This window comes from Pseudoflavonifractor sp. An44, assembly GCF_002161675.1.
Taxonomy (GTDB): domain Bacteria; phylum Bacillota; class Clostridia; order Oscillospirales; family Oscillospiraceae; genus Enterenecus; species Enterenecus faecium.
Genome location: NZ_NFIH01000030.1, coordinates 1 through 23,004, shown reverse-complemented (window position 1 = coordinate 23,004; position 23,004 = coordinate 1). Strand labels below are relative to the sequence as shown.

Genomic DNA, 23,004 nt, shown 5'->3' with positions numbered 1-23,004 from the left:
ATCTATCTATCAAAACTATGAAGAGCTGCCACTGTTTCTCAACTCGGAAACGGTGGCAAATGCAGAGGAGAGCCAGCGAGATTGTAGGCGGCTTCATGGAAGCCATGATGGTGAGGTGAGTGTATGGCTGAGAAACGAAAGAAAGGGGAGGGCACCGTCCGCCTGAGAAAAGATGGACGTTGGGAGGGCCGGGTGGTGGTGGGCTACGACGAGGAGGGCAACCCCAAGACAAAAAACGTGCTGGCCAAGACCAAGAAGGAGTGCGTGGATAAGCTCAAGGAGCTGAAAAGCCAGTGTGGCGTGGTTCGGCCCGTTCAGGTGCAATCGGACATGCTCTTCCGGGACTGGCTGGACTACTGGTATCAGAACCACGCAAAGCCGAAGCTTCGCCAGACCACCCAGCAGGGGTATGAATACTGCATCGTTCATCACTTGGTTCCAGGGGTGGGGGATATCCCACTCAACCAACTGACCCAGGCGGATCTCCAGCAGTTCTTCCGGCGGATGAAGGAGAGTGGACGTAAGGCAAACGTGGAGCAGCACGGTGCCGGTGTGGCAGATCGAACAGTACGCAACTGCCACGCAGTCTGCCAGATGGCCCTGGAGAAGGCGGTGGAAGAGAAGCTAATTCACACCAACCCGGCGGTGGGCTGTAAGCTCCCGCCTCTGAAGGGCAAGGAGATGAAAATCCTTTCTCAAGAGGAGATCCAGCGCTTCCTCATTCAGGCCAAGGCAGAGGGAATGTACGAGCTGTTTCTGCTGGAATTGACCACCGGAATGCGCAGGGGAGAGCTGCTGGCCCTCCGCTGGGATGACCTGGACTTCACCACCGGAAAACTGCGCATTGACAAGCAGGTCTGTCCTGTGGGTGGAAAGCTAGTCATCAGTGAGCCCAAGACCAAGGCGGCCAATCGGACCATCATCCTCCCCGCTGCCATGGTGGATCTGCTGGCTGAATATAAGAAAGGAGTCTTCTCTGACCTGATGTTCCCATCTCGCACCAAGCCGGATCAGCCCATTGACCCGGGGTATGTTCGCAAGCGGTTACAGGCGATTCTGAAACGGGCAGGGTGCAAGAAGGTGAGATTCCACGATTTGCGCCATACCTTCGCCACCCTGTCTCTGGAGAACGGAATGGACGTAAAAACTCTGTCCACCATCATCGGCCATGTCTCCTCGGAAACCACGCTGAACACCTACACCCACATCACCGACGAGATGCGGCGCAAGGCGGCGTTGAGCATCGACCAGGGGATCGCTAAGGCAGAGGTGCAGCCTCTCCCGGAGGAAGAGCATAAAGAGCCAAAGAGGGAAGTGTTCACCCCTGTCCAGCCCACTCGGCGCAGGCCAGGGACTGGAAGTGTCAGTCAGATCAACGATCACCTCTGGGAGGGGAGATACTCCCCGGTGTGGCCGGACGGCAAGAAACGCCCTCGGAATGTTTACGCCCCCACCCAGGAAGAGTGCGAGGAGAAGCTGGCAGAGCTAATCCGGGATATGAACAGGGAGATTGCAGCTCTCCGCTCTGGGGCAAGTGTGGAATACCCGGACGGTGTGAACCCCAAGAAAAAGGCCATTGCCGCCTATCTGCGAGAGAACCCTGGTGTGACCAACAAGTCTCAAATTGCCAGGGAACTACATATGAGCCGCCCCACGGTGCAGCAGTACTATGATGAGGTCAGAGCGGAGTTTCGGAAACAGGTGTGACAAACTAGCAAACTGGTGGCATATATAAAATATAACTTTTCCGATTGCGTAGCTATATCTGGCGAGAGCATACGGCATTAACCCTGCCTTACAAAACAAAAGAAGCGCATTCCTGCCTATGATTAAACACAAAATCTGACGGCCTTGTTGGTCGGAAAATAATTAAAGGATTTGAAAAATCTAGTCATGCCAATGATTCATAGGAGACAAATAGAAGGTCCTCATATCCATACTACATTTGCAGTATGGATGTCTACGCCGTTATTGAGGTAACTCTAAAATATCGCTTACATTTTCTTTGATTGTGTTGATCCTAAATATAATCATGTATAGAGCGAACAAAGTAGCGGACATGGCAAATTTTAATGAGCTTCCAGATAGATAATCTCTGCCGTGGATACATTCATTACGGACGTTAAGAGAATTGGAATTATACATGATATTGTAGACGAATAAAAGATCGGGGACATTTTCAAAACTTCCTTGCTCATTATACACCTTTAATAAAACTTCGCGTAACAAGGAACTTGGATCACTATATTGCATGAAGTTTTCGAGTTTCTTCTTAAATGGGAAGACTCCGAAAAGAGTTGAAAATTCGCGTATTTTTATTTCCAGGATGGGAAAAAGTTGTGTCAGCATTCCTAATGTCAGCGTTTGAGAAAAAGGCAACAGTTTAATATCTGTTTCCTTTTGGATAATGCCATACAAGTCTTTTTCTCTGTTGAAAAAAGATACTGCAGTGAAAGTGTGTTGCTTATAGCGTTCATGTATATCGAGGAGATAGCTGCTAATCGGTAAAATGTTCAAAAATTTGTATCCGTTCGTTTCGAGTATGTTTTGAATCATTTCTGAAAGTACATTATCAATGTCATGTCTCTCTAGATGAATTTTGACTTCACCAATAGGGAATATAGGGGATAAGGTAATCCGATTAACTAGATGTATTATTGGATATTGTGATGTGCATTGCATAAGTTCGATTAGTTTTTCTTTTGAACAAGGAATACATTGCAGAGCAAAAAATATTGGATTTAAGAGGGCTTGCTCATTAAACTTAGTTATTATTTCTGGTGAAATTTGCTGGGAGTAAGAGAAAGTTTGCATATTTTGGGCCTGGCTCATATAGTAATCATTTTGCCACAGACGCTGAATTCGTATCATTTCCGAATGCGTCCATCTCTTGTCGACGATTTGATTTTTATCGTTTACATTAAACAGAAAAATCATGTATCTATAAAATAGCGTAGAAATAATTACACCGTTTTCGCTCGATATATACTCGTTAAATTTGGCCTGAACTATTAAAAGATGTTCTGTGTTGATTAGGACAGGATTGTCATGATCTTTCAAATAAGTGTCAAGTTCCGTGATGTTACTTACATTGATAATTCGCTTGTATTTAGATTTATAAAATTCATCGATAAGCAATTTCTGTGTTTTGCATATTGGGTATAAATCGTTTTTTAGTCGAATGATAAAATCAACATCTGTAATTCTTTGGATTATTTCAATCAATTTTCTAAAAGTAGGTTCTTGCTCAAACCCTTTGAAACTCTTGCCTTTAAAAAGTATTGAAATAATTTTATATGAAGAGCTTGTACAAATAGAAAATGTATCTTTGTCGACTTCGAGTGCATTTACGAGGAGTGTTAAATGCAGTTTTATAATTTCTTTCGGAAGGGGGATATTGTGTACTATGTATAGAATTGTGTCGATCAAAAAATTTGCAGATTCATGATGAAAATATTCCTTCATCTGATAGAGGACCTTCTCTTCCCACAAAGACATGTCTGGTACTGTGACATTGCCAGATGAGAACATAGGTTGAAGCTTATTATCTTTTAGATTGACTTTCAACATATCTAACAAGTAAAGTTCCTGCCAGGAAGAATAAGGCTCTGTGATAACAGATTGGAATGAGAGAGCATTGTAGTTTAAAATCTTTTCTTCATTTTTATCAAAGAAATGTTCGTCACAAGGATGTTCTATAGCTGAAAGATTGTCCCTTAAACATTTAAGGGGCTCATTAAAGCCAAAGATATGTATTTTTTCTGCATAGGCAAATATGGCATCCTCGTTTGACAGATATGGGTCGAGGTTAATCAGTTGAAAATAATTTTTCTGATTCAAGATACGGATATCATAGATATAACTTGTGTCTGAATTACAACTTAAATTTCCGAGTTTTGTAAGCCAAACACAAAAAAGCATTACCTTTGCAAGTGAAGATTTAATTTTAGAAGAGCAAGCATCAAATGTTTGAATGCTGAGATAATATCTAGCAATTTCCCAAATTTCATAAAATTCATTTTGAGAAAACACCCATGTTTTATCTGAAATTTTTGAGATCTGAATGAAATAGTTGAAAATATCTCGAACAGAGTGAGATATTTTTTCGTAATCATCCCATGAGTTGATTTCGTGAATGTCAAAAGATTTTATTAGCAAATCAATAAACCATTGCCATTCTTGTGAGTGAGACAGCAATCCGTCAACATATTTAACTTTGTCGTTGTGATCAAGATAATTTTTCATTTGAAAACTCCCTATACATAGTAAAATAAAAAGTATATTGGTATGCTTTGAAGTTCGGCGTAGAAAACTTATATAAGTTATTTGTTAGATATCTAATTATAAAATATTCAAAAGGGCTTTCACAATAGAGTAGGCAAACGTTTATTGTGGATTTTACAAATGATGAGAACAACACTTCTCAATGTCCGATAGGAGATGCGGATAATCGAGGTCGTTTCCTGATGTGCAAAAACAGTCTGCGAGTAGAGGGAGCGGCAGCACAGCGGCTGTCATTCCATAAGAGGGTACATCATAAACAAGTAAAATATATAATCCCCAATAGGGGACTCCATCCGTAAGTTCATAAATTCATGCCTCAAACTCTGCGCCACAGAAAACAAAAAGGGCACCCCTTATAAAGAGAAGCGCCCTTCCTGTGGTCAAAAATAAAACCTGTCTGTGGTATTTATGTGGTCAAGCTAAAATACGAAAAATTTAGCCCAAAATTCAGGAACAATTCAAAAGAAAAATCCGCTGTTTTCGAGAGAAAACAGCGGATTTTTGGTCCGAGTGACAGGATTTGAACCTATGGCCCACAGAGTTGACACTCTGAGGGCCATAAGGCGGCGGATTTCCATGCAAGAGGCCGCAGGTTCAACAAAATCAAGCAAAACAAAAAACACCGCCGACATCTCGTCAGCGGTGTTTTTTGGTCCGAGTGACAGGATTTGAACCTGCGGCCTCTTGGACCCGAACCAAGCGCGATACCAAGCTTCGCCACACCCGGATGATTTTTTAGGGCACATAACAGGGAAGAGGGAAAAGAAAAATCGCCGCAAGCGCCTCGACACTTGCGGCGATATGGAGGCGCCACCCAGATTTGAACTGGGGCATCAGGATTTTGCAGACCCTTGCCTTACCACTTGGCTATGGCGCCAGAGACACTTTTATGATATGCACCCTCCACTTAAAATAGAAGTGGAAGATCCGCTTCTATTTTAAGTGGAGCGAGTGACGAGGCTCGAACTCGCTACCTCCACCTTGGCAAGGTGGCGCTCTACCAGATGAGCTACACTCGCAAATGGTGCCTCCGGCCGGAATCGAACCAGCGACACGTGGATTTTCAGTCCACTGCTCTACCAACTGAGCTACAGAGGCATAAAAGTGGCGACGCGGAAGGGACTTGAACCCTCGACCTCCGGCGTGACAGGCCGGCGTTCTAACCAACTGAACTACCGCGCCACATGTGTTGACATTCCAACTAGAATGTCTTGGTGGGAACAACAGGGCTCGAACCTGTGACCCCTTGCTTGTAAGGCAAGTGCTCTCCCAGCTGAGCTATGCTCCCCAGTGCTTGCGCCTTGCTCGGCGCTGTCGCTCGTCGGACGACGTTGGTTATTATAGCAAGCACTGGGGGAAATGTCAACACCTTTTTTCAAGTTTTTTTGAAAATTATGAAGTTGCCTCTAAAAGTAACTGTTTTAACTCATCTTCTGAGAAATGATAAACTTTATCGCAGAATTGGCAGGTGAGTTCTGCGCTGCCCTGATCCTGGATCAGAGATTCCAATTCATTTTTTCCCATGCTGATGAGAGCCCGAGACACCCGTTCCCGGGAGCACTGGCAGCGGTATTCCACCGGGGTAGTCTCCAACACTTCCAGCTCAAACTCGCCCAGCACCTCGTGGAGCAGATCCAAGGGGCTGATGCCTTGGTCCAGCTTGGCGCTGACGGCGCCCACCTTGGCAATGCCACGCTCCACAGCGGAGATGACCTCGTCGGTGGCACCGGGGAGCAGTTGGATGAGATAGCCCCCAGCGGCCTGTACCGTCTGGTCAGGAGCCACCAGGACCCCCAAAGCGCAGGCCGTGGGAATCTGCTCGCTCTCCATAAAGTAGGCGGCGATGTCCTCGGCAATCTCACCGCCCACCAGTTGGACAGAGCCTACGTAGGGCTCCCGCATACCGATATCTTTGATAACGGTGAGTTCTCCGTCACAGCCCACGGCAGCGCCCACGTCCAGCTTGGCGTGGGCCTTGCGAGGTACATCCACCGCAGGATTGGTGACATAGCCCCGGACGTTGCCGGTGCTGTCTGATACGGCGGTGAGGCTGCCCAGAGGGCCGCCGCCGCGGATGCGGAGGGTCACAGAGCCGTCCTCATTTTTCAACATATTGCCCATCATGGACGCGCCCATGAGCAGACGGCCCAGGGCGGCAGTGGCCACCGGCCAGGTGTCATGAATGGCACGGGCCCGCTCCACCAAATCCGTGGCGGACAGGGCAGTGGCTTTGATGGGGGCGTCTTTGGCAATGACACGTACAAGTTGATCCATAAATTTTTATTGTTCCTTTCGTGCTGCAAAGAAAATGCGCCGATCCTCCTCTTTGGGAGGGCACATTTTTAGATTGCTGTATTGCTTGATGGAGGAGAAGCCAGCTTGGGTGAGAAAGTCGGTGAGTTCCTGCGGGGTATAGGCGTACTCCTCATGGTATTCACTCTCCCGATTCCATGCCCCGTCTGGCCGCAGGGTGAACAGGTCGATGCCGTAGCCACAGATGCGCCGCCGGGGCTCGTAGTCGGCCCGCCATACACACATCAGGCTTTCGTCCTCGTCCAGATAGGTCTGTCCGTCCGCCTCCTCCAGGGCCAACGGAGTTTTTGCGTCAAAGAGAAAGAGCCCGCCGGGCTTGAGGTTGCGATACACCTGGGCGAAGGCCCGGCGCAGCCTCTGGGGGCGGGTGACATAGTTGACGCTGTCCAGGCAGCAGATGACGGCATCCACTGGTTCCAGCAAGGTGAATTTGGCCATATCCTGGCACAGAAAAAGAACCTCCTGGTCTTGACACTTCTGTGCCGCTACGCACAGCATGTCCGCTGAGATGTCTACAGCAGTCATCTGGTAGCCTCGGGATGCCAAGATGGAGGTGAGAGAGCCGGTGCCGCAGGCCAACTCCGCCACCGAGCGAACGGGATGCTTCAGACGGCGGAAATGCCGCTCCACATAGTCCGCCCAGTGGGAATAGCCCACGTCTCCGGTGAGACGGTCATAGTATTCCGCCAGAGAGGTATATTGCTCCATACAATCACTTTAGACGGGGAAGGACGGTTTTATATCCATCTGCGCCGTACTGGAGTGCGCGGTTGACCCGGCTGATGGTGGCGCTGGATGCGCCAGTGCGCTCCAAAATATCATTGTAAATCATACCGCTGTCCAACAGCACAGCCACTTCCAGACGTTGTGCCATGGCCCGCAGCTCCGCCACGGTGCACAGGTCCTGGAAGAAAGCCCGACATTCCTCTGGAGAGGAGAGAGACAAAATGGCTTGGTACAGCATCTCTGCATTCTCAGAGTTGTTTTTCTGCATAGTGCAGCCTCCATTTCTTTAATAGTAGGTGCTGGTGTAATTGCGTATCTATCATACCATTGCGCTTCAAGAAAGTAAAGAGGTAAAAGAATGAAGCCGGATAAAATCTATCAGAGTGGCGGAAAAGGCTTGCGTCCTGGGGAATATAATATTATAATAGTCACATAATGCGTTGCGGATAAGGCAAATCCATTTACATGGTTGCGAATCCCGCACTGCGGAGGTAATTATGGTTAAAGCAATCGTAGGTGCCAACTGGGGCGATGAAGGAAAGGGCAAGATCACCGACATGCTGGCGGAGACCTCGGACGTGGTCATCCGGTTCCAGGGCGGTGCCAACGCTGGTCATACCATTATCAATGACTACGGTCGGTTTGCGCTTCACATTCTGCCCTCCGGCATTTTTTATCCCCACGTCACCAACATCATTGGCAACGGCGTTGCCCTGGATGTGGTGAAGCTGGTGGAGGAGCTCAAGTCCATCACCGATCAGGGCGTGCCTGCTCCCAAGCTGATCATTTCGGAGCGGGCCCAGCTGCTCATGCCCTACCACGTGCTCCAGGACAGCTACGAGGAGGAGCGTCTGGGCGGAAAGGCCTTTGGCTCCACCAAGAGCGGCATTGCTCCCTTCTATTCCGACAAATATGCCAAGATTGGCATCCAGGTGTGCGACCTCTTTGACGAGGAGCGGCTGCGCGACCGCCTGACCCGGGCCGTGGAGCTGAAGAATGTGATGTTCCAGCACCTGTACCACAAGCCCGCCCTGGACGTGGAGGCGCTGTTCCAGCAGCTGCTGGAGTGCCGGGAGATGATCCGTCCCTATGTGGGGGATGCGGTGACCTTTGTCCACGAGGCCCTGGCCCAGGGCAAGACCATCCTGCTGGAGGGTCAGCTGGGCTCCATGAAGGACCCCGATCTGGGCATCTTCCCCATGACCACCTCTTCTCACACCCTGGCTGGCTTTGGCTGCGTGGGCGCTGCCGTGCCTCCCACCGCCATCAAGGATGTCATCTGCGTCACCAAGTCCTATTCTTCCTCCGTGGGTTCCAACACCGAGCCCTTTGTCAGTGAAGTCACCGGGGAAGAGGGCGATGAGCTGCGCCGCCGTGGCGGTGATAAGGGTGAGTTCGGCGCCACCACCGGCCGTCCCCGCCGTGTGGGCTGGTTCGACGCGGTAGCCACCAAGTACGGCTGTATGGTTCAGGGTGCCACCCAGGTGGCTTTGACCTGTCTGGACGTGCTGGGCTATCTGGACGAGATTAAGGTGTGCGTGGGCTACGAGATCGACGGCCAGGTCACCGACCGGTTCCCCACCACGCCCAGCCTGATGCGGGCCAAGCCTGTGTTTGAGACTCTGCCCGGTTGGAAGAGCGATGTGCGTGGGATCACCGACTTTGAGGCCCTGCCGGAGCAGGCCAAGAACTACGTGAAGTTCCTGGAATCCCACATCGGTGTGCCCATCACCATTGTCTCCACTGGCCCCAAGCGCCACGAGATCGCCCTGCGTCAGCCCCAATAAAACCCCAGAGCCCCCTTGCCGCAACCTTGAGTGGCAAGGGGGCTTTTGCACCCTTTTTCCCGGTGGTCATACAATGGGAATGGAAGAAGGGAGAATCTCTCTGTTCTTGTTCCCATCAACCATCGGGAGGTATTGATCTATGGCTGAATTGATTGAGCCCGGCCCCATCTGCGATACCGCTGGTATTCGAGAGGCCGTGTGCATTCACACCAGAAAAATTTACGACAGCTGTCGCGATAAGGACTGCGTGGAAGATCTGCGCCTTTACCCCACAGCCAGTTCCCAGGCTGTCATTGATCGGGCCATCAGCCTGAAGGCTGGAAAGGCCGAGCTGCTATACGCCTACATTGACGTGGAGCCCATGGGATTCCACCGGGGATTCTACACCGTGGACGTCCGCTACTTTTACCGTGTGACGGCGGACGCCTTCGTGGGGGCATCCCGCCCGGTGTCTGTGTGCGGACTGGCGGTGTTTGACAAGCGGGCCATCCTCTTTGGAAGCGAGGGCTCGGCCAAAGTGTTCTCCTCCAACGCCTCCATGGGCAGCTTGGACACCCAGGCGCTGGAGAACAGCAACCTGCCTGTGGCGGTCGTGGAGACGGTTGCAATCAACTGGGCAGGTAAAAAATGGCGAAAATTTTCCTGCAAGGAAACAAATTCAAAAAAAGTTTGGAAAATCTATTGATATTTGGGTTTGATAAAGTTATGATACGTATAGAGCCCTTCTGAGTGTGGGAATCCATACATAGGGAAGGGAAATACTTGGCGTTCCGGGATAGGCGGGGGAGACCCTGGCTAGTTCGGGATGCGGACTGTAAATTTAGGAGGTTATCAATTATGAGATTTATTTCCTGCGCTGACTACACGGCTATGAGCCGTCAGGCCGCGAATCTCATCTCTGCGCAAGTCATCGTCAAGCCCAATTGCGTGCTGGGTCTGGCCACCGGTTCCACCCCCATCGGCACCTATAAGCAGCTGATCGAGTGGTACAACAAGGGCGACCTGTCCTTTGCCAACGTCCGTTCCGTGAACCTGGACGAGTACAAGGGCCTGTCTGGCGATCACGACCAGAGCTACCGCTACTTCATGCAGAACAACCTCTTCAACCACGTGGATATTGATGTGGCCAACACCAGCGTCCCCAACGGCAAGGCTGAGGATGCTGACGCTGAGTGCGCTGCCTACGATGCCCACATCCGTGAGCTGGGCGGCATCGACCTGCAGCTGCTGGGCATGGGCCACAACGGTCACATCGGCTTCAACGAGCCTGCCGACGAGTTTGTGGGCCCCACTCACGTGGTGGAGCTGGCTCAGAGCACCATCGACGCCAACAAGCGTTTCTTCGCCTCTGAGGCTGACGTGCCCCGTCAGGCTCTGACCATGGGCATGGCCGCCATTCTCCAGGCTCGCTCCGTGGTGGTGGTTGTCAGCGGCGAGGACAAGGCTGAGATCGTCCACAAGGCTTTCTTTGGCCCCATCACTCCCCGCGTGCCCGCCTCTCTGCTGCAGCTGCACCCCAACGTGACTGTGGTGGGCGACGAGGCCGCCTTCTCCGTGCTGCGTAAGGAGGGTTGCCTGTGAGACTCACGGGTGGACAGGTCTTTGATCCCCAGGCCGGCTTTGTTGTCAAAGACGTGTGCCTGGAGGGCGGAAAGATCGTAGAGAATTGTCAGGACAACGGCGTGGACGTGTCCGGGTACTATGTCATCCCCGGCCTCACCGATGTCCATTTCCACGGCTGCGTGGGTGCCGATGTCTCCGACGCAGACGCTCAGGGTCTGGCGGATATGGCAGCTTACGAGCTGTCCCGTGGCGTGACCCAGATTTGCCCCGCCGGCATGACTCTGGCTGCCGAGCAGCTGGAGAAGGTGTGCACCACCGCTGCCCAGCACCGTGCCGCCAACGTGCCCGGCGCTGAGCTGGTGGGTATTCACCTGGAGGGCCCCTTCCTGGCCGCTGCCAAGAAGGGCGCTCAGAACGGCGCTTGGCTGCGTGATCCCGACGTGGCTCTGCTGCGCCACCTGAAGGAGTGTTCCCAGGGCCTGGTGAAGCTGGTTTCTCTGGCTCCCGAGCTGGAGGGTGCCATGGACTTCATCCGTGAGGTGAAGGACGAGGTGTCCGTGAGCCTGGCTCACACCACCGCCGACTATGACACTGCTATGGCTGCGTTTGAGGCTGGTGCCAACCATGTCACCCACCTCTACAACGCCATGCCTCCCTTTGCTCACCGTGACCCCGGCGTCATCGGCGCTGCTGCCGACAGCAAGGACGCCTACGTGGAGATCATCTGTGACGGCGTGCACGTGCACCCTGCTGTCATCCGGGCCACCTTCCGGATGATGGGCCGTGAGCGGATGGTGCTGGTCAGCGACACCATGCGTGCCGCTGGTATGCCCGACGGTGAGTACACCTTGGGCGGTCAGGCCGTGTTCGTCAAGGGCAACCGGGCTGAGCTGGCCGACGGCACTCTGGCTGGTTCTGTCACCGACCTGATGAACTGCATGAAGACGGCCGTCTCCTTCGGCATCCCCCTGGAGGATGCCGTGATGGCCGCCGCCGTCAACTCCGCCAAGTCCATCGGCATCTACGACCGTGTGGGTAGCCTGGACGTGGGCAAGGACGCCAATGTGGTGGTTCTGGACAAGGACCTGAACCTGAAGGCCGTCCTGTTCCGGGGCGAGCTGGTCCACGGGGCCCTGTAATCAGACCCAATACGTATCAGAAGAGCTGGTGCAGAGATACCTCTGCGCCAGCTCTTTGTCATACCCGGCACTTCCCCTCATACAGTGGTGTGGGGGTGATGGTTTTGAATATTCACTTTGTTATCGTAGACCGAAACCAGGGAAATGGCTTGCAAGAGCTTTGGAAGAAAATTGTAATGGAAAAGCTGTGTAGTTGTTGGAGATAGAGTATGAGAATTGCAGCCTATTGCCGGGTGTCCACCGCCAAAGAGGAGCAGCTGGACAGTCTGGCCAATCAGAAGGAGTTTTTTGAAGCCTATGCCCGGACCAACGGGTACGAGTTGGTCCGGGTCTATGCCGATGAGGGAATTTCCGGCACACAGATGCGGAAACGAGAGCAGTTTCAGGCATTGCTTCGAGATGCTGCCCGACATCACTTCGACTTGGTGGTGGTGAAAGATATTTCCCGCTTTGCCCGCAATACAGTGGATTTCCTCCAGAGCGTGCGGGCCCTCAAAGACCTGGGGGTGAATACCCGCTTTCTCACCGCCAATATGGACAGCCTGGGGGAGTCCGAGTTTGTGCTCACCCTATTTGGGGCCCTGGCTCAAGAGGAGAGTGCCAACCTCAGCCGCCGCGTAAAGTTTGGTAAACGCCTCAACGCCCAGAAGGGGCGGGTGCCTCGGCTGCTCTACGGCTACCACCGGGTGGACAATTTCCAACTAGCCATCTGTCCAGAAGAGGCCCAGGTGGTGCGCAAGATATTCTCCCTGTATGTGGACCAGGGGCTGGGCTGCCGCTCCATTGCCCAACAGCTCAACGGGCTGGGGTATGTGACCAAACAGGGCTGTCCGTGGACCCCGTCCGCCGTCCACCGCATCCTCACAAACCCCATCTACTGCGGCCACCACGTCAACCACAAGTATGAGGTGGAAAACTACCTCACGGGGAAGCGGAAGAAGCTGCCTATGCAGGAACAATTTCACCATTCTCGGCCCCAGTGGGCCATTGTCACCCCGGAGCAGTTTGCCCAGGCCCAGCAGCAGCGGCAACAGCGGGCCCAGGTCCGTGAGCCAGATAAGCACCTAGGCCGATATAGTGCCCGGTATCCGTTCAGCGGCCTCATTGTCTGTGCAGAGTGCGGGAGAAGCTTTTGCCGCAAGACCTATACCTATGCCAACACCCGGGTGTACTGGAAGTGTTGGGGCAATGATCAGGGGCTGTGTGCCAACCGCACCAAAATCGAGGAGGAGCAGCTGGTGGCTGCCATCCGGGACCATGTCAACGAGCATATCACCAACCTGGAGGGATGGAAGCAGCGTGTGGTGGATGGAGTGTTGGAACATATCTCAGGGGTGCCCCGGGAGGAGAGCGAACTAGAACGCTTGGCACAGCGAAAGAAGCGGTATGAGCGGCTCTATGCCAACGGAATTATCTCCCTGGAACAGCTGCAACAGGAGCTGGCAGACATACAGACAAGGGAAGGTGCTTTACAGGTGAAAAGGGCAGGAGAGCACAGAAACGAAGCGGAGATTCTGGTGCAGTTGGAAGGGTACATGAGGTGGGAGGGGCTAGAGCGGGCGGATGTAGCCAAGCTGGTGGAGAAGATCACCGCCGACGAGCGGGGAGAGGTGCGGATTATTTTGAGGGCGGATGGCGGGACCTCTCCAGTTGATCTCGATGGTGGAGGCGGTTGATCCCATCATCCTGGGGATGAAGCTGGTGGATGGCTGTGAGAACAACGGCTGCTGCTGTTGCTGCGACCCCAATGACATCCCCACCTGCATCACCTCTTGCTTCCCCGGTGAGCTGTCCATGAGCAGCGAGGGCAAGCGGGTGTATGTGACCCTGGGGCAGTTCTCCATGATTCGGCTGGAGCGAGACAGCCAGCTGCTCATTCCCGCCTACGACTACTGCATTCCCAACAAGGAGTGCACCGGCGGAAACGAGGAGGACCCCTGCGCTCTGTTCCGCAAGGTCCAGTTCCCCACTGAGGAGTTCTTCCCCCCCAACACAGTCTCCCCGCCGGAGGGCTACCAGGAGGCCAAAAACTGCAATCCCTGCTGCTGAAACCCGGTCTGGGAGGGGCGTTGCTTGACAACGCCCCTCCCAATTTCGTGGAGAACCACACTTTTTTTTTAACGGGAATTCTGCTATAATACACGAGTATCTTTCTAACCAGATACCAACCTAGAGACACAAGCCGGAGGGTTTGCATATGAATGAGATACATAAGCTGTACCAGCAGCTCAGGCAGCGGCTGCCCCAGCTGGAACTGCGTCAGGATGAGCCGATGAGCCGCCACACCACCTTTCGGGTGGGCGGTCCGGCGGCGCTGATGGCGCTGCCCCGACAGACGGAGGAGCTGGTGGAGGCGGTGAAGTTGGCCCGTGCCTGGGAGATTCCCACGGTGATGGTGGGCAACGGCTCCAACCTGTTGGTGGACGATCACGGCGTGAACGCTTTCGTGATCAAAACCGTGCCCCAGTATGCACAGTGCCATATTGAAGGAGAGAACATGACGGCAGAGGCCGGAATTCTCCTCTCCCAGCTGGCCAATCAGGCGGCCCAGGCCCAGCTCACGGGGCTGGAATTTGCCCACGGCATTCCTGGCAGCTTGGGCGGCGGCGTGACCATGAACGCTGGCGCCTATGGCGGGGAGCTGAAGCAGGTCGTGACCCAGGTGGGGGTGCTGACTCCCACCGGAGAGGTGGAGGAGTGGGACGCTGAGCGCTGCCAGTTTGCCTACCGCCATACCGCCTTTAGCGACGGGGAAAACTTGGTGCTATGGGCCAAGCTCCACCTGGAACCAGGTGACGGCCAGGAGATTCGGGACAAAATGAAGGATTTGGCTGGCCGCCGCCGGGAGAAGCAGCCCCTGGACTTCCCCAGTGCAGGCTCCACTTTTAAGCGCCCGGAGGGCCATTTTGCCGCTGCCCTCATTGACCAGTGCGGCCTCAAGGGCCTGCGTGTGGGCGGCGCTATGGTTTCGGAGAAACACGCTGGATTTGTCGTCAACGTAGGAGGGGCCACTTGTGCCGACATTCTGCGTCTGATGGATGAGGTCCGGGAGCGGGTGTTCCAGGACACCGGTGTGGAGCTGGAGCCAGAGGTCAGATACCTCAAGTAAGGAGGCAGAGAATATGCAGTTATTCATCGTATCGGGTGTGTCCGGGGCGGGAAAGTCCACGGTAATCTCCATTTTGGAGGACAGCGGCTATTTTTGTGTGGATAACCTGCCCCCAGAGCTGATCCCCAAATTTGCGGAGCTGTGCCAGATGGGCAGCGGGGAGCATCAGCGGGCTGCCGTGGTGTGTGACATCCGAGGTGGCAGCCACTTTGACGGTCTGTTCCAGGCTTTGGACACCCTGGACAGCATGAAGGTGCCCTATCAGATTCTGTTTGTGGAGGCGGATGACCAGACCATCATCAAGCGATACAAGGAGACCCGCCGCAGCCACCCCCTGATGGACAGCCAGGGCACTTTGGCCCGAGCCGTTCAGATGGAGCGCAGGCTCATGAAGCCGGTGCGAGATCGGGCGGACATCGTGCTCCAGACCGACGCCATGTCCACCCGAAAGCTGCGGGACCGAGTGCTGGAACTGGTGTACCCTGGACGGAAGAAGGTCAGTCAGCTGAATGTGTGCGTCACCTCCTTTGGATTTAAATACGGCCTGCCCATGGAGGCGGACCTGGTCTTTGACGTACGGTTTTTGCCCAATCCCTTCTACATCGAAGAGTTGAAGCACCAGACGGGCTTGGACGACGGCGTGCGGGACTATGTATTCCAGTTCGCCCAGAGCCGGGAATTCCTGGATAAGCTGGAGGACATGGTGGGATTTTTGCTGCCTCAGTTTGTCGAGGAGGGGAAGAGCATGGTGGTGGTGGCCATCGGCTGCACGGGCGGCCAGCACCGCTCGGTGGCCATGACCCATGCGCTGGCAGAGTATGTGCGTAGTTTGGGCTATCAGGTCTCGGAGAACCACCGGGACATGACGAGGGCTTGAGATATGGGAAAGAAACACGGACCGGCCATTGTGGCCATTGGCGGCGGACACGGACTGTCTGCCGTGTTGCGTGGATTGAAGAACTGCACCGATGACCTCACCGCCATTGTCACGGTGGCGGATGACGGCGGCGGCTCTGGCACCCTGCGGGAGGAGCTGGGTATGCCCCCGCCGGGGGATATCCGCAACTGTATGGAGGCCCTGGCCGACGAAGAGTCGCTCATGCGTACTCTGCTTGCCTACCGTTATCCCGAGGGACGGCTGGCGGGGCAGGCCTTCGGCAATCTGCTTCTGGCGGCCCTGGACGGAATTTCCACCTCCTTTGACCAGGCGGTGGCCCAGATGAGCCAGGTTCTGGCCATTCGAGGCACCATTCTGCCCGTAACCAATGAGAATATTCAGTTGGAGGCTGTATTTGAAAACGGCACCCAGGTGTGCGGAGAGTCCAAGATCTTCAACTTTAAAAAGCAGCAGAACTGCGGGATTCACCATGTGCGCCTGATTCCCGAGCATCCTCCCGCACTGCCTGCGGCGGTGGAGGCCATCAGCCGGGCGGACATCATTTTGCTGGGGCCCGGCAGTCTGTACACCAGCGTCATTCCCAACCTGCTGGTGGACGGCATCTCCGACGCCATTGAGGAGAGCAAGGCACTGAAAATCTACGTCTGCAACATCATGACTCAGGACGGGGAGACCGAGGGCATGACGGCCTCTGAGCACCTGGCGGCCCTGTTGGAGCACGGCGGGCCCCAGTTGGTGGACCTGTGTCTGTGCAACAACGCCACTCTGCCCCGGGAGATGCTGTACCGCTACCAGCTGGAGGACGCTGTGCCTCTGGTGGTAGACCGCCGGGAGATGGAGATTCTGGGGGCTGAGGTGGTGTGCCGCCCCCTCACCGACGAAAAGGTGGATTTCGCCCGGCACGCCGGGGACAAGGTGGCCCAGGCGGTGCTGGAGCTGTACCAGCAGCGGGGGCACACCAAGACATTTTGACAAAAGGAGCAGATGCATGTGACCTTTTCTGCCCAGGTAAAACAAGAACTATGCAAACAGCCCCTCAGCCGCCGCTGCTGCGCTCAGTCGGAGGCCTACGGGATTTTGCTCTACTGCAACACCTTCCAGCCCCGACAGGTGCGCATTATCACGGAGTCCCCTCAGCTCAAGCAGCGGCTGCCCCTGCTGTTTCGCAAGGCGTTTAAGGTGGAGTTTGACGTAATTCCCACCGGGGAGGGGAAGGGCAGTTTTCTCATTGAGGACCCGGAGAAGCTGCACATCCTCTTTGACACCTTCGGACTGGAGCGGGACTCCGCTGTGTCGGTGCACATCAACTTTGCCCATCTGGAGGAGGAACACTGCCAGACGGCCTTTTTCCGAGGCGCCTTTTTGGCGGGAGGCTCGGTGACCGACCCGGGCAAGAGCTATCATCTGGAGCTGGCCACCTCCCACGGGGCGGTGGGACGGGAGAGCATCGCCCTGCTTCAGGAGCTGGGCTTTACCCCCAAGGACACCCAGCGCAAGGGCAATCACGTGACCTATTTCAAGCAGAGCGACCACATCGAGGACTTTCTCACCACCGTGGGCGCTCCTGTCTCCGCCATGGAGATTATGACCGCCAAGCTGGAGCGGGACCTGCGGGGCAGCGTCAACCGGAGGGTCAACTGCGATGCCGCCAATCTGGATAAGACGGTGGAGGCGGCCCGGTGGCAGATGGATGCCATCTACCGTCTGGAAGAGCGGGGAATGCTGGAAGACCTGCCCGATAAATTAAAGGAGGCGGTGGACCTGCGCATGGCCCACCCGGAGCTGACCTTGGCCCAGTTGGCGGAGCTGTGCACCCCCCCGGTGTCCAAGTCCGCCCTGAATCACCGATTGCGCAAGCTGGCCCAGCTGGCGGAGAGCTGAGAGAGAAAAAACCTTTTTTACCCAGGAGGATACATTCATGGCTTTTGTCCATCTACATGTACATACGGAATACTCCCTGTTGGACGGGGCCTGCCGCATCAAGCAGTTGGTGGAGCGGGTCAAGGAACTGGGGCAGGAGGCCGTGGCCATCACCGACCACGGAGTGATGTTCGGCGCTGTGGACTTCTACCGGGCCTGCCTGGGGGCGGGCATCAAACCCATCATCGGCTGTGAGGTGTATGTGGCCCCCCGGTCCCGGTTCGACCACACCCGAGAGCTGGACGGCTCTCCCCGCCACCTGGTGCTGCTGTGTAAAAATGAGACGGGGTACCGCAACCTCAGCTATCTGGTGTCCATGGCCTATGTGGAGGGCTTTTATGGCAAGCCTCGGGTGGATATGGAGCTGTTGCGGGCCCACAGTGAGGGCCTCATCGCCCTGTCTGCCTGCCTGGGCGGAGAAATCCCCCGGCGGTTGATGGCGGGGGACTACCAGGGGGCGCTGGCCCACGCCCTGGAGATGCGGGACATCTTTGGGGAGGACAGCTACTACCTGGAGATTCAGGACCACGGCATCGACCAGCAGAAGGCGGTGAACGCCGGAATTTTCCGCCTCCACGCCGAGACGGGGATTCCCCTGGTGGCCACCAACGACGCCCACTATCTCACCCGAGAGGACTCGGTGATGCAGGACGTGCTCATGTGCGTCCAGACAGGCAAGCGGCTGGAGGACGCGGACCGTATGCGTTTCGAGACCCAGGAGTTCTACATCAAAAGCGAAGAGGAGATGTGCGCCCTCTTTCCCCAGTGCCCGGAGGCAATTGAAAACACTGCCAAGATTGCCCAGATGTGTCAGGTGGACTTCCAGTTTGGAGTCCACCACCTGCCGGAGTTCAAGCTGCCGGAGGGGGAGACCGATGGGGACGCCTACTTTGAGCGCCTGTGTCGCCAGGGCTTCCAGCAGCGGTACCCGGGGGCCGGGGAGGAGTACCAGCAGCGGCTGGAGATGGAGATGAACATGATTCGCCGCATGGGCTTTGTGGACTACTTCCTCATCGTCTCCGACTTTATTGGCTACGCCAAGAGCCAGGGCATCCCCGTGGGCCCGGGGCGTGGTTCCGCTGCGGGGTCCATGGTGTCCTACTGCCTGTATATCACCGACATTGACCCCATGAAGTACTCCCTGTACTTCGAGCGATTCCTCAACCCTGAGCGAGTGACCATGCCGGATATCGACATTGACTTCTGCATCCGCCGCCGTCAGGAGGTCATCGACTACGTGTCCCGGAAGTACGGGGAGGACCACGTGGCCCAGATCGTCACCTTTGGTACCATGAAGGCCAAGGCGGCCATCCGGGACGTGGGCCGGGTGATGGACATGCCCTACGCCGAGGTGGATGCCATTGCCAAGCAGGTGCCCTTTGCCCTGGATATGACTCTGGACAAGGCGCTGGTGCTGTCCAAGGGTCTGGCAGACCTGTACAACGGCAACGAAAAGGTCAAGCAGCTGGTGGATATGGCTCGGAAGCTGGAAGGCATGCCCCGCAACGCCTCCACCCACGCCGCTGGCGTGGTCATTACCCGGCGGCCGGTGTATGAGTATGTGCCCCTGGCTACCAACGACGATGTGCCCGTGACCCAGTACACTATGGTGACCCTGGAAGAGCTGGGCCTTTTGAAAATGGACTTTCTGGGCCTGCGGAACCTGACCATTTTGGACGACGCTGTGAAGATGGTCAAGGAGCACAACCCGAACTTCTCCCTCAGCGAGATTCGAGACGATGACCCGGAGGTATTCCGTATGCTCTCCGAGGGGCACACTTCGGGGGTGTTCCAGATGGAGTCGGCGGGCATGACGGGGGTGTGCGTGGGCCTCAAGCCCCAGAACATTGAGGACATCACCGCTATCATCGCCCTGTACCGTCCCGGCCCCATGGACTCCATCCCCAAGTTTATTGCCAGCAAGCAGGACCCCCGGTGCATTTCCTACCGGAATCCCGCCCTGGAGCCCATTCTGTCCGTGACCTACGGGTGTATTGTTTACCAGGAGCAGGTCATTGAGATTTTCCGCCGCCTGGCGGGATACTCCTTGGGCCAGGCGGACATGGTGCGCCGGGCCATGAGTAAGAAGAAGGTCAAGGACATTGAGCGGGAGCGGGAGGCCTTTATCAACGGCGACCCTCAGCGCAACATTGAGGGCTGTGTGGCTCGGGGTATTCCGGCGGAGGATGCCCAAGCCATCTATGATGAAATTTACGCCTTTGCCAACTACGCCTTCAACAAGGCCCACGCCGTGAGCTACGCCATTGTGGCCTATCAGACGGCGTGGTTTAAGTGTCACTACACCCGAGAGTATATGGCGGCACTGCTTACCTCTGTGCTGGACTCCCAGGACAAGGTGGCGGAGTACATCGCCGAGTGCAAAGAGAACGGCATTGCCCTGTTGCCCCCCGATATCAACGAGTCGGGGCTGAGCTTTACCGTGTCGGGCAATAACATCCGATTCGGACTGGCCGCCCTCAAGGGGGTGGGCCGGGGCTTTGTGAATGCGGTGCTGACCCAGCGGCAGCAGGGAGGCCCCTTCACCTCCTTCCCCGACTTCTGCGCCCGCATGAGCCACAACGATCTCAATAAGCGGGTGCTGGAGAGTCTCATCCGGGCGGGGTGTTTTGACCGCATGGGCTACCGCCGCAGCCAGCTGCTGAAGGTCTTCGAGCAGGTGGTGGACTCCATTCTCCGGGACCAGCGGCAGAAACTGGAGGGGCAGTTTGACCTCTTCGGTGGTCAGGAGAGCCTGGAGCCGGAGATGAAGCTGCCGGACATTCCCGAGTTTTCTCCCGCGGAGCTCATGGCCATGGAGAAGGAAGTCACAGGCCTGTATCTGTCCGGCCATCCCATGGACCAGTACCGCCGCCAAGTGCAAAAGCTCCGTGCGGTGCCCATTGCCACCCTGATCCAGGGCTGCTCGGAGGAGGGGGACCGTCCTCCCAAGTTCTCCGACGGCCAGAAGGTGACCGTGGCGGGTGTGGTGGCCACGGTGAAGACCAAGACCACCAAGAACAACACCATGATGGCCTACGTCTCCCTGGAGGACGCCACGGGGGCTATGGAGCTGATGGTGTTCTCCCGGGTGCTGGGGGAGTGTGGCCACTACCTCAAGGCAGGTCTGCCGGTGGCCGTCACCGGGCGGCTGTCCCAGCGGGATGAAAAGGAGCCTCAAATTATGGCCGACTGGATTGGGCCCCTGAGTGGAGAGGACCAGCAGAGCCCAATGCCAGAGGAGAGCGAGGCAGAAAAGACCCTGTGGATTCGCCTGCCCGACGGAAATGAGTCCCTGGTGTGGCTGAAAAAGCTGCTGAGTATGTTCCCCGGCCAGAGCCGCACGGTGGTCTACCTGCAAGACAGCAAAAAGAAGCTGCTGGCGGGCTGTCTGCACCATGCGGTGCTGCTGGAGGAACTGAGAGAGACGCTGGGCGAGGACAGCGTGGTTTTGCGGTAAAGAGGAGATACCATGAATCGGATACTGACGCATATCGGAAAGTTGTTGTTTCACCGACTGGGCATTATGGCGGTGTTGATCGTCGTTCAGTTGGGGTTCTACGGGTTTGCCCTTTCCAGGCTACAGGAGATTCCCCATTACGACATGATACATGGGGCCTTTTTGATCTTGTCCATTCTGGTGGTGGTGTGGATTGTAGCCAGTAAGAGCAATCCAGGGTATAAGATCAGCTGGATTATCATTGTCCTGGGTCTGATGCCCTTTGGGTCGCTGGCCTATCTGCTCTTGGGTGGAAACCACCTGTCCAACTTCAACCAGAAGCGTCTGCGCATCATGGAGGAGAAAGTGTGCCAGAACCTGGGGGATGAGTGCCACCGGGCCGGGGCTCTGACCCAGCTCATTGGCTCGGATGCATCGTGCATGGCCAACTACCTGGAGCAGGTGGCCCACTGCCCGGTGTATGGCAACACCAAGAGCCACTATTACCCCCTGGGGGACAACTGTTACAGCGACATTCTGGCCGCCCTGTGGGGGGCCAAGCGGTATATCTTCATCGAATACTTTATCATTGAAGAGGGTAAGCTTTGGAACTCCATCCTGGACGTGCTGCAAGTGAAGGTGCAGCAGGGGGTGGAGGTCCGGGTGATCTACGACGACGTGGGGTCCATCTTCACCCTTCCGGCGGATTACCCGGAGCGCATGGAAAAGCTGGGCATCCAGTGCCGGGTCTTTAACCGCATCCTCCCGGTGGTGTCCCTGCGCCAGAATAACCGGGACCACCGGAAATATATGATCATCGACGGAACGGTGGCCTTTACCGGGGGCATCAACATGGCTGACGAGTACATCAACGTCAAATCCCGGTTCGGCCACTGGAAGGACTCCGCCATCCGCCTGGAGGGGGATGCGGTGTGGTCCATGACCGTGTCTTTCCTGTCCATGTGGGACTTCACCGAGAACAGTGCGGAGGACTTTGACGGCTACCGGCCGGAGCCCTCGGCGTGGAGCGAGGTGGGCTATGTGCAGCCCTACCAGGACTGCCCCTGGGACAATGAGCCGGTGGGGCTGTCGGTGTACCTCAACCTCATCAACCGGGCCAAGCGGTATGTGTACATCACCACGCCGTACCTAGTCATTGACTACTCCATGACGGTGGCCCTCACCACCGCCGCCAAGTCCGGGGTGGACGTGCGCATCATCACCCCCCACATCCCGGACAAAAAGACGGTGTTTGAGGTGACCCGGGCCCACTACGACGAGCTTATAGAGGCGGGCGTGAAGATCTATGAGTACACCCCCGGCTTCATCCACAGCAAAAACTTTGTGGTGGACGACTGTTATGCCACCGTAGGCACCGTGAACATGGACTATCGCAGCATGTTTTTGCATTTTGAAAACGGGGTGCTTCTGTACGGCACCCCCACCGTCCACCACATTCGGGACGACTTTTTGAGCACCCAGGACAAGAGCGTGGCGGTGACCCTGGAGCAGTGTAAGAGCGTGCCCTACTACCGCCGCTTGGGGCGGGAGATTTTGCAGGTGTTTGCACCGCTGTTATAAGAAAAAAGATCGGACTGGGATGAGAGAACATCCTGGTCCGATCTTTTTTGTGGTTATTTGCGCAGGTAACGGGCTACCGCCTGTTCCAGTAGTTGCTGCCCTTCTTTGGAGCGGAGCACATCCACCACAGCGTCGTGGACGGCCTGCTGGAAGCCAGCACTTTTCAGAATGGGGTCCAGCATGGAGCCCTCCTTTACCGGGGAGGGCCGCCCCTTCCACGGGGTCATCTACTTCGGCCTCATGCTCAC

General features: G+C 55.4%; 18 protein-coding genes and 6 tRNA genes. 13 read left to right on the top strand and 11 right to left on the bottom strand.

Annotation, left to right across the window (positions count from 1 at the left end; translation table 11 throughout):
- Positions 1-123 precede the first annotated feature (123 nt).
- Complete coding sequence (locus tag B5F98_RS11345; protein WP_087372740.1) at positions 124-1,707, top strand: tyrosine-type recombinase/integrase; 1,584 nt, start codon at positions 124-126, stop codon at positions 1,705-1,707.
- Positions 1,708-1,968: 261 nt separating this feature from the next.
- Here the strand turns inward: B5F98_RS11345 and B5F98_RS11340 are convergent, their stop codons facing one another.
- The 10 genes from B5F98_RS11340 to B5F98_RS11295 all read right to left on the bottom strand — a co-directional run bounded on the left by B5F98_RS11340 (position 1,969) and on the right by B5F98_RS11295 (position 7,591).
- The gene (locus B5F98_RS11340; RefSeq protein ID WP_087372737.1) at positions 1,969-4,245 is read right to left on the bottom strand and encodes a hypothetical protein; all 2,277 of its coding nucleotides are present in this window, start codon (positions 4,243-4,245) and stop codon (positions 1,969-1,971) included.
- A 689-nt stretch (positions 4,246-4,934) separates the two neighbouring features.
- Positions 4,935-5,011, bottom strand: a tRNA-Pro gene (locus B5F98_RS11335).
- Positions 5,012-5,086: 75 nt separating this feature from the next.
- A tRNA-Cys gene (locus B5F98_RS11330) sits at positions 5,087-5,161 on the bottom strand.
- A 66-nt stretch (positions 5,162-5,227) separates the two neighbouring features.
- Positions 5,228-5,303 (bottom strand) — tRNA-Gly (locus B5F98_RS11325).
- Positions 5,304-5,306: 3 nt separating this feature from the next.
- Positions 5,307-5,382, bottom strand: a tRNA-Phe gene (locus B5F98_RS11320).
- A gap of 7 nt (positions 5,383-5,389) precedes the next feature.
- A tRNA-Asp gene (locus tag B5F98_RS11315) sits at positions 5,390-5,466 on the bottom strand.
- Positions 5,467-5,496: 30 nt separating this feature from the next.
- A tRNA-Val gene (locus tag B5F98_RS11310) sits at positions 5,497-5,572 on the bottom strand.
- Positions 5,573-5,676: 104 nt separating this feature from the next.
- The gene (gene hslO / locus B5F98_RS11305) at positions 5,677-6,558 is read right to left on the bottom strand and encodes an Hsp33 family molecular chaperone HslO (protein WP_087372735.1); all 882 of its coding nucleotides are present in this window, start codon (positions 6,556-6,558) and stop codon (positions 5,677-5,679) included.
- Positions 6,559-6,564: 6 nt separating this feature from the next.
- On the bottom strand, positions 6,565-7,305 hold the full coding sequence (locus tag B5F98_RS11300; protein ID WP_087372732.1) for a class I SAM-dependent methyltransferase: 741 nt from the start codon (positions 7,303-7,305) through the stop codon (positions 6,565-6,567).
- 4 nt (positions 7,306-7,309) lie between these two features.
- On the bottom strand, positions 7,310-7,591 hold the full coding sequence (locus B5F98_RS11295) for a YerC/YecD family TrpR-related protein (RefSeq protein WP_087229615.1): 282 nt from the start codon (positions 7,589-7,591) through the stop codon (positions 7,310-7,312).
- Positions 7,592-7,820: 229 nt separating this feature from the next.
- Between B5F98_RS11295 and B5F98_RS11290 the strand changes: the two genes are divergently transcribed.
- From B5F98_RS11290 to cls, 12 genes are all read left to right on the top strand, one after another.
- Entirely contained in the window at positions 7,821-9,110 is a 1,290-nt protein-coding gene (locus tag B5F98_RS11290; RefSeq protein WP_087372730.1) for an adenylosuccinate synthase, read from the top strand.
- 139 nt (positions 9,111-9,249) lie between these two features.
- Positions 9,250-9,795 (top strand): hypothetical protein, encoded by a 546-nt coding sequence (locus B5F98_RS11285; protein ID WP_242954866.1) that lies wholly within the window; start codon positions 9,250-9,252, stop codon positions 9,793-9,795.
- Positions 9,796-9,947: 152 nt separating this feature from the next.
- Positions 9,948-10,691, top strand: a complete 744-nt coding sequence (nagB, locus tag B5F98_RS11280) for a glucosamine-6-phosphate deaminase (RefSeq protein WP_087229621.1) — start codon at positions 9,948-9,950, stop codon at positions 10,689-10,691.
- Complete coding sequence (nagA, locus tag B5F98_RS11275) at positions 10,688-11,812, top strand: N-acetylglucosamine-6-phosphate deacetylase (protein WP_087372727.1); 1,125 nt, start codon at positions 10,688-10,690, stop codon at positions 11,810-11,812. The genes nagB and nagA overlap by 4 nt, the downstream gene beginning before the upstream one ends.
- A gap of 209 nt (positions 11,813-12,021) precedes the next feature.
- On the top strand, positions 12,022-13,488 hold the full coding sequence (locus tag B5F98_RS11270; protein ID WP_087372723.1) for a recombinase family protein: 1,467 nt from the start codon (positions 12,022-12,024) through the stop codon (positions 13,486-13,488).
- Positions 13,445-13,861: a hypothetical protein gene (locus B5F98_RS11265; protein ID WP_206418147.1), complete on the top strand. Its 417-nt coding sequence runs from the start codon at positions 13,445-13,447 to the stop codon at positions 13,859-13,861. Before B5F98_RS11270 ends, B5F98_RS11265 begins: the two co-directional genes overlap by 44 nt.
- Before the next feature lie 148 nt (positions 13,862-14,009).
- Complete coding sequence (gene murB / locus B5F98_RS11260; protein ID WP_087372720.1) at positions 14,010-14,921, top strand: UDP-N-acetylmuramate dehydrogenase; 912 nt, start codon at positions 14,010-14,012, stop codon at positions 14,919-14,921.
- A gap of 13 nt (positions 14,922-14,934) precedes the next feature.
- Positions 14,935-15,798 (top strand): RNase adapter RapZ, encoded by an 864-nt coding sequence (gene rapZ / locus B5F98_RS11255; RefSeq protein ID WP_087372717.1) that lies wholly within the window; start codon positions 14,935-14,937, stop codon positions 15,796-15,798.
- A 3-nt stretch (positions 15,799-15,801) separates the two neighbouring features.
- Positions 15,802-16,791 (top strand): gluconeogenesis factor YvcK family protein, encoded by a 990-nt coding sequence (locus tag B5F98_RS11250; protein WP_087372714.1) that lies wholly within the window; start codon positions 15,802-15,804, stop codon positions 16,789-16,791.
- Positions 16,792-16,803: 12 nt separating this feature from the next.
- Positions 16,804-17,700 (top strand): DNA-binding protein WhiA, encoded by an 897-nt coding sequence (gene whiA, locus B5F98_RS11245; RefSeq protein WP_242961668.1) that lies wholly within the window; start codon positions 16,804-16,806, stop codon positions 17,698-17,700.
- A gap of 37 nt (positions 17,701-17,737) precedes the next feature.
- On the top strand, positions 17,738-21,196 hold the full coding sequence (locus tag B5F98_RS11240) for a DNA polymerase III subunit alpha (RefSeq protein WP_087372707.1): 3,459 nt from the start codon (positions 17,738-17,740) through the stop codon (positions 21,194-21,196).
- 12 nt (positions 21,197-21,208) lie between these two features.
- Positions 21,209-22,756 carry a cardiolipin synthase gene (gene cls / locus B5F98_RS11235; RefSeq protein ID WP_087372704.1) on the top strand — a complete coding sequence of 516 codons (1,548 nt, stop codon included), beginning with the start codon at positions 21,209-21,211 and terminating at the stop codon, positions 22,754-22,756.
- Positions 22,757-22,809: 53 nt separating this feature from the next.
- On the opposite strand, the gene B5F98_RS13020 is transcribed toward cls, so the two are convergent.
- Positions 22,810-22,983, bottom strand: coding sequence for a hypothetical protein (locus B5F98_RS13020; protein WP_158099845.1), 174 nt, complete (start codon positions 22,981-22,983; stop codon positions 22,810-22,812).
- Positions 22,984-23,004: the final 21 nt, after the last annotated feature.

Bases quoted from the DNA above. Each gene is read 5' to 3' on its own strand.
- B5F98_RS11300 (WP_087372732.1), bottom strand. From the start codon at position 7,305: ATGGAGCAATATACCTCTCTGGCGGAATACTATGACCGTCTCACCGGA.
- whiA (WP_242961668.1), top strand. From the start codon at position 16,804: ATGCATGTGACCTTTTCTGCCCAGGTAAAACAAGAACTATGCAAACAG.
- B5F98_RS11345 (WP_087372740.1), top strand. From the start codon at position 124: ATGGCTGAGAAACGAAAGAAAGGGGAGGGCACCGTCCGCCTGAGAAAA.
- B5F98_RS13020 (WP_158099845.1), bottom strand. From the start codon at position 22,983: ATGACCCCGTGGAAGGGGCGGCCCTCCCCGGTAAAGGAGGGCTCCATG.
- B5F98_RS11265 (WP_206418147.1), top strand. From the start codon at position 13,445: ATGGCGGGACCTCTCCAGTTGATCTCGATGGTGGAGGCGGTTGATCCC.
- nagB (WP_087229621.1), top strand. From the start codon at position 9,948: ATGAGATTTATTTCCTGCGCTGACTACACGGCTATGAGCCGTCAGGCC.
- cls (WP_087372704.1), top strand. From the start codon at position 21,209: ATGAATCGGATACTGACGCATATCGGAAAGTTGTTGTTTCACCGACTG.
- B5F98_RS11290 (WP_087372730.1), top strand. From the start codon at position 7,821: ATGGTTAAAGCAATCGTAGGTGCCAACTGGGGCGATGAAGGAAAGGGC.
- hslO (WP_087372735.1), bottom strand. From the start codon at position 6,558: ATGGATCAACTTGTACGTGTCATTGCCAAAGACGCCCCCATCAAAGCC.
- B5F98_RS11285 (WP_242954866.1), top strand. From the start codon at position 9,250: ATGGCTGAATTGATTGAGCCCGGCCCCATCTGCGATACCGCTGGTATT.
- B5F98_RS11295 (WP_087229615.1), bottom strand. From the start codon at position 7,591: ATGCAGAAAAACAACTCTGAGAATGCAGAGATGCTGTACCAAGCCATT.
- B5F98_RS11270 (WP_087372723.1), top strand. From the start codon at position 12,022: ATGAGAATTGCAGCCTATTGCCGGGTGTCCACCGCCAAAGAGGAGCAG.
- B5F98_RS11250 (WP_087372714.1), top strand. From the start codon at position 15,802: ATGGGAAAGAAACACGGACCGGCCATTGTGGCCATTGGCGGCGGACAC.
- B5F98_RS11240 (WP_087372707.1), top strand. From the start codon at position 17,738: ATGGCTTTTGTCCATCTACATGTACATACGGAATACTCCCTGTTGGAC.
- rapZ (WP_087372717.1), top strand. From the start codon at position 14,935: ATGCAGTTATTCATCGTATCGGGTGTGTCCGGGGCGGGAAAGTCCACG.
- murB (WP_087372720.1), top strand. From the start codon at position 14,010: ATGAATGAGATACATAAGCTGTACCAGCAGCTCAGGCAGCGGCTGCCC.
- B5F98_RS11340 (WP_087372737.1), bottom strand. From the start codon at position 4,245: ATGAAAAATTATCTTGATCACAACGACAAAGTTAAATATGTTGACGGA.